Origin of the sequence: Paenibacillus sp. BIHB 4019 (assembly GCF_002741035.1) — a bacterium.
Classification (GTDB): Bacteria; Bacillota; Bacilli; order Paenibacillales; family Paenibacillaceae; genus Pristimantibacillus.
Genome location: NZ_CP016808.1, coordinates 6,527,365 through 6,541,021 on the forward strand (window position 1 = coordinate 6,527,365; position 13,657 = coordinate 6,541,021).

At 49.8% G+C, this 13,657-nt stretch carries 12 protein-coding genes; 5 read left to right on the top strand and 7 right to left on the bottom strand.

All coding sequences use genetic code 11. From position 1 onward, the window contains the following. Positions 1-7 precede the first annotated feature (7 nt). A complete protein-coding gene (locus tag BBD42_RS28355; RefSeq protein ID WP_099520886.1) occupies positions 8-907 on the bottom strand; it encodes an aspartate carbamoyltransferase catalytic subunit in 900 nt (299 codons plus the stop codon). Then, positions 908-1,453 (bottom strand): bifunctional pyr operon transcriptional regulator/uracil phosphoribosyltransferase PyrR, encoded by a 546-nt coding sequence (gene pyrR / locus BBD42_RS28360; RefSeq protein WP_442952562.1) that lies wholly within the window; start codon positions 1,451-1,453, stop codon positions 908-910. A gap of 524 nt (positions 1,454-1,977) precedes the next feature. Here pyrR and BBD42_RS28365 point away from each other — a divergent pair. Genes BBD42_RS28365 through BBD42_RS28380 form a run of 4 tightly spaced genes read left to right on the top strand, consistent with a single transcriptional unit; the run spans position 1,978 to position 6,082 of the window. Continuing rightward, positions 1,978-3,498: a spore germination protein gene (locus BBD42_RS28365; RefSeq protein ID WP_099520887.1), complete on the top strand. Its 1,521-nt coding sequence runs from the start codon at positions 1,978-1,980 to the stop codon at positions 3,496-3,498. Between the two features lie 15 nt (positions 3,499-3,513). Continuing rightward, entirely contained in the window at positions 3,514-4,719 is a 1,206-nt protein-coding gene (locus tag BBD42_RS28370) for a Ger(x)C family spore germination protein (protein ID WP_099520888.1), read from the top strand. Positions 4,720-4,723: 4 nt separating this feature from the next. Then, on the top strand, positions 4,724-4,963 hold the full coding sequence (locus BBD42_RS28375) for a hypothetical protein (RefSeq protein WP_099520889.1): 240 nt from the start codon (positions 4,724-4,726) through the stop codon (positions 4,961-4,963). Between the two features lie 21 nt (positions 4,964-4,984). Beyond that, the gene (locus BBD42_RS28380; RefSeq protein ID WP_099520890.1) at positions 4,985-6,082 is read left to right on the top strand and encodes a GerAB/ArcD/ProY family transporter; all 1,098 of its coding nucleotides are present in this window, start codon (positions 4,985-4,987) and stop codon (positions 6,080-6,082) included. 128 nt (positions 6,083-6,210) lie between these two features. On the opposite strand, the gene BBD42_RS28385 is transcribed toward BBD42_RS28380, so the two are convergent. The 3 genes from BBD42_RS28385 to lspA form a co-directional block, all read right to left on the bottom strand. Continuing rightward, positions 6,211-7,446, bottom strand: coding sequence for an LL-diaminopimelate aminotransferase (locus BBD42_RS28385; protein ID WP_099520891.1), 1,236 nt, complete (start codon positions 7,444-7,446; stop codon positions 6,211-6,213). Between the two features lie 126 nt (positions 7,447-7,572). Next, positions 7,573-8,550, bottom strand: coding sequence for an RluA family pseudouridine synthase (locus BBD42_RS28390; RefSeq protein WP_099520892.1), 978 nt, complete (start codon positions 8,548-8,550; stop codon positions 7,573-7,575). Beyond that, entirely contained in the window at positions 8,531-9,055 is a 525-nt protein-coding gene (lspA, locus tag BBD42_RS28395; protein ID WP_099520893.1) for a signal peptidase II, read from the bottom strand. Before lspA ends, BBD42_RS28390 begins: the two co-directional genes overlap by 20 nt. A gap of 161 nt (positions 9,056-9,216) precedes the next feature. On the opposite strand from lspA, the gene BBD42_RS28400 reads away from it, so the two are divergent. Next, positions 9,217-9,918, top strand: coding sequence for a TraR/DksA C4-type zinc finger protein (locus tag BBD42_RS28400; RefSeq protein ID WP_237163260.1), 702 nt, complete (start codon positions 9,217-9,219; stop codon positions 9,916-9,918). 124 nt (positions 9,919-10,042) lie between these two features. Here BBD42_RS28400 and BBD42_RS28405 read toward each other — a convergent pair whose 3' ends face one another. Both BBD42_RS28405 and ileS read right to left on the bottom strand, forming a co-directional pair. Then, entirely contained in the window at positions 10,043-10,390 is a 348-nt protein-coding gene (locus BBD42_RS28405; RefSeq protein ID WP_099520895.1) for a DUF5665 domain-containing protein, read from the bottom strand. A 146-nt stretch (positions 10,391-10,536) separates the two neighbouring features. Continuing rightward, on the bottom strand, positions 10,537-13,626 hold the full coding sequence (gene ileS, locus BBD42_RS28410) for an isoleucine--tRNA ligase (RefSeq protein ID WP_099520896.1): 3,090 nt from the start codon (positions 13,624-13,626) through the stop codon (positions 10,537-10,539). Positions 13,627-13,657: the final 31 nt, after the last annotated feature.

Here is a 13,657-nt window from a genome sequence, read left to right on the forward strand (position 1 = left end):
CTAAAAGTTAGTTCAAAGCCCGTTCTATGACGGCCATTCTGACCGGAACCCCGTGCTCCATCTGCTTAAAAATCCGGGACTTGGCATGCTCGACAAGCTCATCGTCAATTTCAACATTGCGGTTGATCGGCGCCGGGTGCATAATAATCGCGTGATCCGCCATTGTTTCGCTGCGCTCCACCGTCAATCCAAACTGCTCGCGGTAGCTTTCAGCCGAGCTCAGCATGCCGCTTTCGTGACGCTCCAGCTGCACCCGCAGCATCATCACGACATCAGATTTCAGCGCTTCCTCCATCGTTACATAACGGGCATCAAGCTCAGAGGCCTGCAAGTTCGCAGGAGCGCAAAACTTCACCGTAGCGCCGAGCTTTTGCAGCGCATATAAGTTCGAACGCGCTACGCGGCTGTGCAAGATGTCTCCGATAATCGAGACGGTCAATCCTTTTATTGCGCCAAATTGCTTGCGCATCGTATATAAATCAAGCAGCGCCTGCGTCGGATGCTCGTTGTTGCCATCGCCCGCGTTAATCAGCGGCACTTTAATTTTCGTAGCCAGTTCGGCTAGCAAGCCAATCGGCTTGAGCCGGATAATGCCGACGTCTATGCCCATCGACTCCAAGGTGCGAACGGTATCATATACCGACTCGCCCTTCTGCACACTCGATACGGCTGCTGAGAAGTTAAGCACTTCCGCTCCCAGCCGCTTCTCCGCTACCTCGAAGGAGAAGCGTGTGCGCGTGCTGTTCTCGAAAAACATATTTGCTGCGAACTTGCCCTGCAGCACATTCTGCACTTTCGACTCCTGCTGCTCCCAATGGGCGGCACGGTCCAGTATGGCGATAATTTCCTCTGCGTCAAGCTCCTTCAAACCAAGCAAACTGCGCTGTTTGAGCTGTAAAAGTGTCATTTAGGCTTGCCCCCTCTGATGAATAATTTTCACCTGGTCTAAGGAATCAATCTCGGTTAGCGTAACGGAGATTTGCTCTTGTTTGGAGGATGGCACATTTTTGCCTACAAAATCCGGCCTTATCGGCAATTCCCGATGACCGCGGTCAACCAGCACAGCAAGCTGAATGCTTTGCGGCCTGCCGCAATCCATTACCGCATCCATCGCGGCGCGAATCGTCCGGCCGGTATACAGCACATCATCGAACAAAATAATGTTGCGGTCCTGTACGACCGACAGTTCGACATCAATCTCGCCGATTATGCCCGCTTCCATTTCGGTGCGGCTGCCTGGCGCCTTGCCATCATCGCGATAGCGGGTAATATCCAGTTCCTTCACTAAAACAGGCTTGCCTTCAATTTCCTGTATGCGCTCTGCGATTCTTCGGGCTAAATAAACGCCTCTTGTCCGAATGCCGACCAGTGTACAGTTGTCAATTCCTTTGTTCTTCTCCACGATCTCGTGGGCGATGCGGGTCAGTGCCCGGCGAATGGCTGCATCATCCATAATGACCAAGTGCTCTTCTTCCACCGTTACGTTACCTCCCATCCTAGCGCAGGTTGAACTGCCAACTCTCATCAAGGCGCTTCACAAGCGTAAACGGATTGGGCTTAAGCCGTCTTCTGGCGGCAAAGCTACCGTTTCGCGATGAAATATAAGCCCGTTATAAGTGTGTAACTTATAAATGCTTATATTTGAAAAAAGACTCCTTGCGTATTCGCAAGGAGCCCATGATTAACCGCTAAGGATTCCATCCATCCCCGCCAACCTTATGAGTTGCGGAAGATGAGGAGTTTCTTGTCCCCAGCTTAATTAATCAACTATTCACGCTACCTTGCCAGCCTCACAGGACTGAGTTAAAGGTACAACTTTATACCAAAGGAATTATCCCACGTTCGACATAAGATGTCAAGTGGCAGCAGCCTTAAACACGATCTGCCCACCTCGTGCTGGATGTTTATCATATTTATGGCAATCTGTTGGCATACTAACTGGCAACTACGGACATTTTGCAAGCAGGAGGAAACAAGATGCAGTCGCACGTATCACAGCCACATGAAAAAGTCAGCCTGCCCGCTTCACTCGATGCATGCATCGACCATATTCAGACAGAGATCGGCGGCAGCTCGGATCTTGTCATCAAGCGCTTTTCCTGCCTGCATCTGTGGCCCGGCGCACTCCTTTATCTCGAAGGCATGATTGATGTTCAAATGCTTCATCAGTCGGTATTGGGCTCTTTAATGGGCTATGCGAATGAGCATACGCCGAGCTTTGACGATCCCAATGACCGTCTGACGCATCTGAAAGAGGATGTGCTCATTGCCGGAAATACCGATTATGCGGAAGAGATGGCGCTCTTGTTCCATCGCCTGCTGTCGGGCTGCATTATTTTGCTGCTGGACGGAAGCACGAAAGCGATTTGCATTAGCGCCGCTGGCTGGGAGGATCGCAATATTAGCGAGCCGCAGACCCAATCCGTCGTTCGTGGACCGATGGAAGGCTTCACCGAAAACCTGCGAAAGAATACGACACTAATCCGCAGAAGAATCAAAGATCCCCAGCTGTGGATGGAAACGAGGCAAATCGGTCAAATAACGAAAACTTCCGTTGCCCTGATGTACGTCAACCATTTGGTTGATAAGGGCGTGCTCGACGAGATTCGGCGCAGGCTTGATGATATTGATATCGACAGCATTTTGGAAAGCGGCTATATTGAGGAGCTGATCCAGGACGTCACGCTCACGCCGTTTCCAACGATTTACAATAGCGAGCGCCCGGATACGGTTGCCGCCGGACTTCTGGAAGGGCGGGTGGCCATTATTGTGGACGGCACGCCATTCGTGCTGCTTGTCCCTTCCCTGTTCGTTCATTTTTTCCAATCGGCCGAGGACTATTACCAGCGCGCAGATATCAGCACCCTGCTGCGGCTGATTCGCTACTTAGCATTTTTCATCGCCATGCTTGCGCCTTCCTTCTATATCGCTATTACGACCTTTCATCAGGAAATGCTGCCGACCAGCCTGCTCATTAATCTCGCCGCACAGCGTGAGGGCGTACCATTCCCCGCTTTCATCGAAGCCGTGCTTATGGAGCTTACGTATGAAATTTTGCGGGAGGCGGGCGTACGCATTCCAAAAACGGTAGGCCAGGCGGTATCCATCGTCGGAACACTGGTTATCGGACAAGCTGCGGTAAATGCAGGCGTCGTTTCGGCGGCGATGGTCATTATCGTCTCGATTACCGCCATATCGAGCTATGTCATACCCGAAAACGGCATGTCGATCGCCGTACGGATTTTGCGTTTTTTCCTCATGATTCTCGCGGCCACATTTGGGTTTTTCGGTATTTTGCTCGGACTGCTGGCCATTTTGCTGCACTTGACGAATTTGCGTTCGTTCGGAGCGGCATACATGAGCCCATTCGGCCCATACGTAGCTTCAGATATTAAAGATTCCCTGTTTCGCATGCCATGGACGCACATGATGAATCGGCCTTATTCTAATGGCAACGGACAGAAAAAACGGCAAAAAAAACGGACAAAACGCTTATAAGGAAGGGGTCAGCACATGAAAAAAACCATACTTTCCTTGCTGGCCTCTACGTTGATGCTGCTGCTGGCATCCGGCTGCTGGGATCGCCAGGAAATGAACGATCTGGGCATTGTGCTCGCGATGGCAGTCGATAAGGGCAAAAACAATATGCTTGAAATATCCTGCCAGGTCGTCGTCCCATCAGAGGTTGCTTCCAATTCCGGCAAAAGCACGACAACGCCCGTGACGCTGTATCAGGCTAGCGCGCCCACTATTCTTGAAGCCATCAGTAAAATGAGCCTTACGAGCCCGAGAATAAATTATATGTCCCATATCCGCGTCCTTATTTTCAGCGAAGCTGTCGCTAAAATGGGCATTGCTGATGAACTGGAAAACCTATTAAGGCAGCCGGAGGTACGTCCCGATTACAACGTTATGATTGCCCGTCATTCCAAAGCTGCAGAAATTCTGAACATTTTAACCCCTTTGGAAAGCATACCAGCGAACAACCTATATCTTTCCCTGCAAAATTCAGCCAAAACCTGGTCGCCTACGATAACTGCTACTGCCGATGTTTTATTAGAGAAAATGGTTAACGACGGTATAGAGCCTGTGCTGACAGGGGTTGAGATTATTGGGAATAAGAAGGAAGGCGGCAGCAAGGATAATTTAACATCGATTAAGCCTAAAGCGAATTTGACCTATACCGGAATGGCTGTGCTTAGGAAGGACAAGCTGATTGGATGGATGAACGAGCAGGAAAGCAAAGGCTATAACTATATTACGAATAATGTAAAAAGCACAACGGGAAACTTGCCTTGCCCGCACAATAAAGGCAAGCTGAGCGTTGCTGTCCTGCGCTCCAATACCGATGTAGTCCCCAAAGTTGTGGACGGCAAGCCTGTCATGCATATAAAAGTTAAAAATATGTCCAGCATCATGGGAGATGGCTGCACCACACCCATCTCAAGTCAAGACGATATCAAAGCGCTTGAAAAAGTGGGAAGCGAGAAACTGATCATCTTGATGAAAAAGGCTGTTGAAACGGCTCAAAAGCAATATAAAGTGGATATTTTCGGATTTGGCCAAAATATTAGCCGCAACAATCCAAAGCTGTGGGCACAGCTGCGCGATCATTGGGAAGAGGAATTTCCAAAGCTGAAAGTCGAATATGAGGTTCATGTACAGACGCGGCGGGTCGGCATGCTGGACGATTCTATCTTGAAGGATATAAAGGAGTAAGCCGATGTCCCTTCCAACACTAGTTGTGTTATGCGTAGCGTTTTCCTTTGGCATGATTCAAATGCCGGCCTTGTTCAAAAAAAAGCTGAAACGCGAGGCTTGGGCGTATTTTGCTTTGTTAAGCGCTGGAACAGCCTTCAGCATTTATGCAGCCAATGTGCAGCCCGTGCCAAGCCCGCTTAATGCTTTGATTACCATTTACGAGCCCATTAACCAATTTTTCGATCGGTTGTTAAGCCCTTAGGTTATGAAAGGAGCCATTTGCATGCTGGAAAAAGGAAAAATTAGCGCCAGACAGCTGACCGTGCTTGTTTTTTTATCCGTCATTGGCGATATGATTTTGATCATACCCGCTGTTGTAGCGAGCTACGCGCAGCAGGATGGCTGGATAGCCTCCTTGCTCGGCATGCCAATCGGAATGTTTTTTCTTTGGCTGATGCTCCATATAAGCAGCTTTTACCCTAAGCTTAACCTCGTTCAAATCAATGACCGCATACTAGGAAAATGGCTAGGTGCACTCATGAGCTGTGCCTACCTGCTCTTTTTCCTATTGGCTGGATCAACGTTCATCCGGGAGGTGGGCGATTTTTTGACGACACAGCTATTTCAAACGACTCCCATTCGCTACATCCATTTATTGTTTGTGCTGATTTTGCTTTGGGGAGTGTGGAATGGCATTGAGTCTATTGCCAGAAGCGCCGAAATCTTGCTGCCGCTGTTCCTTTTTATTTGTTTGGTATTAATCGTGTGTCTAATTCCGCAAATCGATTTGGAACGCTTAAAGCCGTTTCTAGGCTCGGAGCGGTTATCCTTTGCCCATGCCACGTTAATGGCCAGCGTCTATCCGTTCGGAGAATTATGCTCCTTCCTTATGATTTATCCTTATGCCGCCAAGCCGTCTCATCGCCAGAAGGATGTGCTGCTCTCCGCCTTGTGCGCTGCCCTGCTGCTGTTCTCGCTTGTGTTTATTTCCTTGACCGTTCTCGGCGCTTATTTTACCGAGCACAATATTTACTCGACCTATCTGCTGACGCAAAAAATTAACATTGGCGCCTTCCTTCAGCGCATTGAGGCATTAATGGCAACGGCATGGGTGATCTCCACCTTTTTCAAAACGGCGCTATTTTTTTACGCCTTTGCGGTTGGGACGGCGCAATTGCTCAGGCTCTCTACAGCAAAGCCGCTTATTATCCCGACGTCGTTCCTCATGTACGGTCTGGCGATGATGGTGGCGCCCAATCTTTTATATTATGTTAAAACCATTGTCCCTTATTGGATTGACTGGGATTTCACCTATGCCTTTGTGCTGCCTATGCTGCTCATTGTCGTTTATTATATGAAGAAAAAACTCAAACGAGGGTAAATATCGCCAATACAGCAGCGCTGCAAATAAGAAGAAGATAGATCAATGCTTATAATAAAAAAAAGCTCCGCAACCTGAGGCTGCGAAGCTTTTTTGTCATCTGGTATACATTGTGCCAGCCGCTTGGCTTACAGCGACATTTTGCGAATGCGTTCAACCGCTTTTTCCGTATTTTCACGGCTGCCAAATGCAGTCAGGCGGAAGTAGCCTTGGCCGCTTTGCCCGAAGCCGACGCCCGGCGTGCCCACAATGTTCGCTTCCGAAAGCAGCTTGTCGAAGAAGGCCCATGAATCGAGGCCGTTTGGCGTTTTCAGCCAAATGTACGGCGCGTTAACGCCGCCAAATACTTCAAGACCAATCGAAGCAAGACCGTCACGAATGATTTTTGCATTCGTCATGTAGTAGTCGACCAGTGCTTTAATCTGCTCTTTGCCTTCTGGCGAGTAGATTGCTGCTGCTCCGCGCTGAGTGACGTAAGACACACCATTGAATTTCGTCGTGTGACGACGGTTCCACAGATCATTGATCAATACTCCCTTGCCGTTGTCATCAAAGCCTTTCAGCTCGCGTGGAACGACGGTGTAAGCACAACGAACGCCTGTGAAACCTGCTGTTTTGGAGAAGCTGCGGAATTCGATTGCGACTTCCTTCGCGCCTTCAATTTCATAAATGCTATGCGGCACATCCGATTCTTGAATGAAAGCTTCATAAGCCGAATCGTACAGGATGATGCAATTGTTGCTTTTCGCATAGTCGACCCATTTTTGCAATTCCTCACGGGAAAGCGTCATGCCGGTCGGATTGTTCGGGTAGCACAGGTAAATCAGATCCACCTTGCGGTCTGGCAGGCTTGGCGTGAAGTTGTTTTCCGCTGTGCACTCCAGGTAAACGATATTTTCATAACGCTTCGAATCTGTATTGTATTTGCCAGAGCGTCCAGCCATAACATTCGTGTCCACATAAACCGGGTACACCGGATCTTGAACAGCTACGATGCTGTTTTGGCTGAAAATCTCCTGAATGTTGCCGACGTCGCATTTGGAGCCATCGCTCAAAAACACTTCGTTCGTTTGAATATCGACGCCGCGCGCTTTGTAATCATTCTCGATAATTGCGTTAATCAAGAAGTCATACCCTTGCTCCGGGCCATATCCGCGAAATGAGCCTGGTACAGCCAGCTCGTCCACAGCTTCGTGCATCGCTTTAACAACCGCTTCCGGCAATCCCCGCGTAACGTCGCCAATCCCTAAGCTAATAATTTCAGCATTCGGGTTTTCTTTAATAAACTGGGTGCGACGCTTTGCGATCTCGGAAAATAAATAGCTGCCTTGCAGCTCCTGGTAATTATGATTAATGTTCGTCATTATTTATCACCAATCCTTTAACTACTAGAATAGCTTACTTTTCCCCGAGACTTAATATAGGATTTGCCCAAAAGTTTGTATTATCGCGATACTGCTCCGCCAAGTCCAAGAGAGCCTCCGCCCGGCTTATCGGCCGCGCAGCACGTTCAATACATGGTTCATATCGCCGGGAATCGGCGCTTCGAAATGCATGAGCTCGCCTGTGCGCGGATGCTTAAAGCCAAGCACTGCCGCATGCAGCGCTTGTCCTTTAAGCGCTACTGTCTTGTTGCGACCATACATTGGATCGCCTGCCAGCGGATAGCCAATATACTTTAAGTGGACGCGGATTTGATGCGTGCGCCCTGTCTCGAGCTGCAGCTCCACTAGGGAATAGTCTTCCCCAATCCGCTCGATAACCATGAAATGCGTGACCGCATGCTTGCTATTGCGCTCCGTGACCGTAAACATTTTACGGTCATTCGTATCTCTGCCGATTGGCGCATCAATCGTGCCATGGTCATGCGGCAAATTGCCATGCACCAAACCGATATATTTGCGCGTTATCGAATGGTCCTTCAGCTGCGCAGCGAGCGAAGCGTGAGCCAAATCATTTTTCGCAATCATTAGCAGCCCTGAGGTGTCCTTGTCAATGCGATGGACGATGCCGGGACGAAGTACGCCGTTAATGCCCGACAAGTCTTTACAATGATACATGAGCGCGTTGACAACGGTGCCCGATGAATGGCCCGGCGCAGGGTGAACGACTAGTCCGCGCGGCTTGTTAATGACGATGACATCGCTATCCTCATAGACGATATCAAGCGGTATATTTTCAGGATCAATGACGGCCTCTTCCGGATCGGGAATCGTAACGACGACAACGTCGCCAGCGGCAACTTTATAATTTCTTTTGCCTGCTTGGCCGTTTACCGTTACAGCTTGGACCTTAAGCCATTCCTGCACTTGCGTGCGCGATATAGCCGGATCATCCATCGCTTCGGTTACGACCTTGTCCAGACGTTCGCCAGCTTGATCCTCGTCAATGACAAAACCCACTTGCTCCTGCTCTTCCAGTTCAAACTCTTGCTCTATTTCTTGCTCATCAAACGGTTTGCTGCTCATTCGGGTTAGACTCCTTATCCTCTTCACTTCTCATTTGATCCTGCTTCTCCTGCTTCGAGGTCAGCAAGGCATCAATCAATATTAATGCGACACCTACGCAAATCGCCGAATCAGCGACGTTAAAAATCGGGAACGAATAGCTGCCGAAATTAAACAGCAAGAAATCGACAACTTCGCCGTACATCGCCCGGTCCAGAAAATTGCCGAACGCTCCGCCAAGCACAAGTCCAAGACCTGTTAACAGCCATACTTTGCCGAGCTTCCGAGTCGTTTGTATGTACCAGATAATCGCGGCTAAAATAACAACTGTAATGACGATAAAAAATAAACGCTGCTCCTGCAAAATACCAAAGGCAGCCCCTTTGTTGCGGTGCGATGTAATGTAAAAGAAATTGCCAATTACACTAATCAAATCACCCAGGTTCAGCTGTGTCGCAATTATTTTCTTCGTTATAAAATCTACAACAAATACGAATAAAGCGATCCAGTAGTAGTAATAACGCATCTACTTTCTCCTTTCGTTGTGCATGCAAGGCCTTTCCGTCTGCATAACATTCCGTCATATGTCCCAAGCTATTGTAGCATAGTCAATATGGAATGAGCCAGCCTCTGCGGTGCGGAGGACTAAATGCGCAAAGGACGGTGCCTGACATGAGGCTGCCTACGATGGAACAGCTAAGCGAGCTGCACGCCCGGTTAATATTGGACAAGCAAGACATTGAACAACGACTAGAGCATAACGGCCATTATGGCCTTGATTCCGAATGGAAAGCAAGCAACAGCGAGCTGTCAGCGGTGGACAATCACCCGGCAGATGCTGGAACCGATTTGTTCGAGCGCAGCAAGGATATTGCCCTGCTGGAGCAGGAGGAGCTGCATTTGTACAGAATTGATGCGGCGCTGGAAGCTTTTCAAAACGGGACCTACGGTTCCTGCATCGTGTGCAAGGAGCCTATTCCTTATGAAAGGCTGGAGGCCCTTCCCGATTGCTTATACTGCCTGGACCATGCTCCGCGGCAAGATCTGAACAGGCAGCGTCCAATTGAGGAAGAGACGATTCAAATGCCTTACGGCTATTCCAGTGAAAAAGTCTACACGGGCTGGGCCGGCTTCGACGGCGAAGATGCGTGGCAAATTGTCGAGCAATGGGGCAACTCCGACTCCCCGGCGATGTCTGCCAACCGCGAAGCAGCCGATTATGAGCATATTGGCTCGGCCTCCGAGGAAAATGAAGGTTTTGTAGAGCAGCTTGAAAGCTTCGTTGCCACCGATATTACCGGGCGCCATGTGTCCATTATTCATAATTCACAATATAAGCGTTATATGGAAAGCAATGAAGGCGACCACCATTTGGAGCAGGACCGTTAACTACGTTTCGCTCATGGACAGCAGCTTCCGTTATTTGTTCATAAAAAGGCCCCTGCTCTTATAAGGCCAGCATTATGAACAAATAACGGAGCGTTTGTCTTTCACCGTGTATGTAACCTGCTGCCTAATAGTTTTTCCCTTCCAGCTGAATCTGAACGATGCGCACGATATCCGCAATATAGTCGCCGATAATCGGCAAATTGAGCGCCCCTAAAATTTGCAATACATACAAAATCGTCGCTGCAAAAAAAGTAAAGCCAATCGCGATACCGACGCCTCTCGCCAAGCCAGCAAGCACATTGCGCCATATGAGGCTGATCGGCCGATTAAGCAAGTCCACATATTCGGCTATTTGCGTGCGTTCCATTTCCGCTGCTATTTTGCTCAGCCTGCTATCCAGCTTGCTCAGCGTATGTTCAAGCGACTGCTCCTCCTTCACGGAACGAATCGGCTTACGCTCCAGCTCCTTCATCTCAGCATCCCTCCCAGGCATAAAATAAGGAAAAAACGAGCATAAGCTATGCTCGTTTTTTATTTGCTCCTTATACTATATCCTTAAACGCCTTTTTCTTATGCTGAATAAAACAAGCTTGGCACAATTTTCTTCGCGCCCTGGCTTTAGCCTTTGATCAAGATTCCAATTTCCTTCTCGCCCAATTGGACCCGCTCGCTGCCTTCCAGCTCTTCATAGGAAACGCTGCTCAGCAGTACATTTTCCTCCAGCACATGGCTGAACGCTTCAAGCGCTGCGCGCAATCCTTCATCGACGCTCAGCACAAGGTCAATGCGCTTCTCGATTGGCAGATCCAGCTTTTTGCGCGTATCTTGAACCGCACGAATCACTTCGCGCACCCAGCCCTCTTGCTCCAGCTCAGGCGTAATGTCCGTATTCAAGGCTACGGTGATCCCGCCGCCAGAAGCGGACGCAAAACCGGATTTCGCTTGCTTCTCAACGAGCAGCTCCTCGACAGGAATGAACAGCTCTTCCGCATCCACCGCCATAGCGAGCGCGCCATGCGCTATAACGGCACGCGTTTCGTCGGCCGTTAGCGATTTCAGGTGAGCCTGAATCGGACCTACGTTTTTGCCGTATTTTTTACCAGCCACTTTGAGGTTCAGCTTAAGCGTGAAATCCACAAATCCGCTGTCGCTGTTTTGCACGACGATTGATTTGACATTGATTTCATCCTTCACGATTTCCTCATAGCCTGCCACGTCAAACTCACGGTCAAGGGACACGATAAGCTCAGACAGCGGCTGACGCGTCTTGATGCCCGTCTCGTTGCGGACGTTGCGAGCAAGCTCCACGATTTGCTTCGCGCTCTCCATATCCTGCTCTAGCGTTAGGTCAATAGCGGACTCGTCTGCTGCAGGATAGTTTGCGAGATGGACGCTTTCTCCGCCGCCGAGGTTGCCATAGAGGTCTTCCGCAAGAAGCGGGGCATATGGCGCAATGATGCGTGCCAGTGTCAACAGCACATGACGCAGCGTTTGATAGGCATTGATTTTATCTTCGGTAAGACCGCTGCCCCAGAAACGGTCACGGGAACGGCGGATGTACCAGTTGCTCAGCTCGTCAACGAAAATTTCGATTGCCTTCGCCGGATTCAGGAAGTCATTACCGTCAAGCCCTTTCACAGTCGTCTTGATCAGGCTGTTCAGACGCGATACGATCCAGCGATCCAGCTTATTCGCGGAATGACGCTCTTCGTGTGTTTTGTGATCGAAGCCATCGATCGTTGCATACAGCGCATAGAAGGCATGCGTATTGACAATCGTGTCGATGACCTTCGATTTTGCTTCGCCGACAATCGAACGCGAGAAACGTTTGCTGTTCCAAGGTGCGCTATCCGCAAGCAGCGCCCAACGGAATGCATCCGTGCCGTACTCGTTGATAATTTCCCAAGGATCAATAACATTGCCTTTGGATTTGGACATTTTCTGACCATTCTCATCCAAAATATGTCCGGTCGAAATAACCGCCTTATACGGCGCCTTGCCGTTGTATAACGTCGATACCGCAAGCAGGCTGTAGAACCAGCCGCGCGTCTGATCGATGCCTTCGCAAATCATATCCGCCGGATACTGCTCCGCGAAACGATCGTTATTTTCAAAAGGAACATGATGCTGCGCAAACGGCATCGAGCCGCTGTCGAACCATACATCGATCACTTCTGGCGTACGCGTCATAATTGCGCCTTCGGCAAACGGCGATTTCAGCTTGATTTCATCGACGTAAGGCTTATGCAGCTCAATGTCCTCCGGCACGTCGCCAACCGCACGCTCGCGCAGATCGGCAATGCTGCCAGGCGAATATTGCTTGCCCGTCGCTTCGCAAATCCATACGTTCAGCGGCGTTCCCCAATAGCGGTTGCGGCTGATGTTCCAATCCACCAAATCCTCAAGGAATTTGCCAAAGCGTCCATCGCGGATATGGCCTGGGTACCAGTCTACTCCATTGTTGTTCGCGATCAGCTGATCTTTAACGGCAGTCGTCTCAATGAACCAGCTTTCTGTCGCATAATACAAGAGCGGCGATTTACAACGCCAGCAGAACGGATAGCTGTGCTCGTAACGCTCCTTAGAGAACAGCAGGCCGCGCTCGCTAAGCATTTTCACAATGTCGACATCGCAATCTTTGACGAAGCGTCCAGCAAGGTCGGTCACTTCATCGACGTAACGGCCTGCATTGTTCACGACGCTCAGCATGCTGATGCCGTTTTGGCGCGCCACTCTATAGTCATCCTCACCATGCGCCGGCGCAATGTGTACGATACCCGTACCGCTCGTATCGCTTACGAAATCGCCAGCGATGACTTTATGAGCATTTTCTATGGCAACGTAACGGAATGGCGGCTCATAGCTTTGGCCAACCAGCTCGGAGCCTTTAAGCGAGGACAGCACCTCGTGCTCCTCTTTAAATACGCTCTCTACCAGGTTTTTAGCGACGATAAATACTTCGCCCTTGCTTGCTACTCGAACGTATTCAAGCTCCGGATGAACAGCAAGCGCCACGTTTGCCGGCAGCGTCCAAGGCGTAGTCGTCCACGCCAGCACGGATTCGCCAGTGTCCACAAGCTTAAACTTGACCGTTGCACTCAAATCCTTAACGTCCTCATACCCTTGAGCAACCTCATGGGAGCTCAGTGTCGTTTGGCAGCACGGGCAATATGGGCTGACGCGGTGGCCGCGATACAGCAAGCCCTTGCTATGAATCGTCGAGAGAATATGCCATACACTTTCGATATATTCGTTTTTAAGCGTAATGTACGGGTTGTCAAGATCTGTCCAATAAGCGATGCCCTCGGTCAGCTCGCGCCACTGCTTCTCATATTCAAAGACGCTGTCCTTGCATTTTTTGATAAAAGCTTCTACGCCGTAATTTTCGATCTCCTGCTTGCCGGAAATGCCGAGCTGCTTCTCAACGCCAAGCTCTACAGGAAGGCCATGCGTATCCCAGCCCGCTTTGCGAACAACGCGGTAGCCGGACATCGTTTTGTAGCGGCAAATAAAATCTTTAATGACGCGGCCCAGCACGTGGCCGATATGCGGCGCGCCGTTAGCGGTCGGAGGACCTTCATAAAATACGAAATTCGGCTTGCCTTCGCGGTTTTCAATCGACTTTTTGAACGTATCGTTATCCGCCCACTGCTTTAATACGCGAAGCTCGCGCGTTCTTGCTTTTTCCTTTACGTCTACACGTTGCATCTTCAAATTCCTCCCGACAATTATAAGCCCT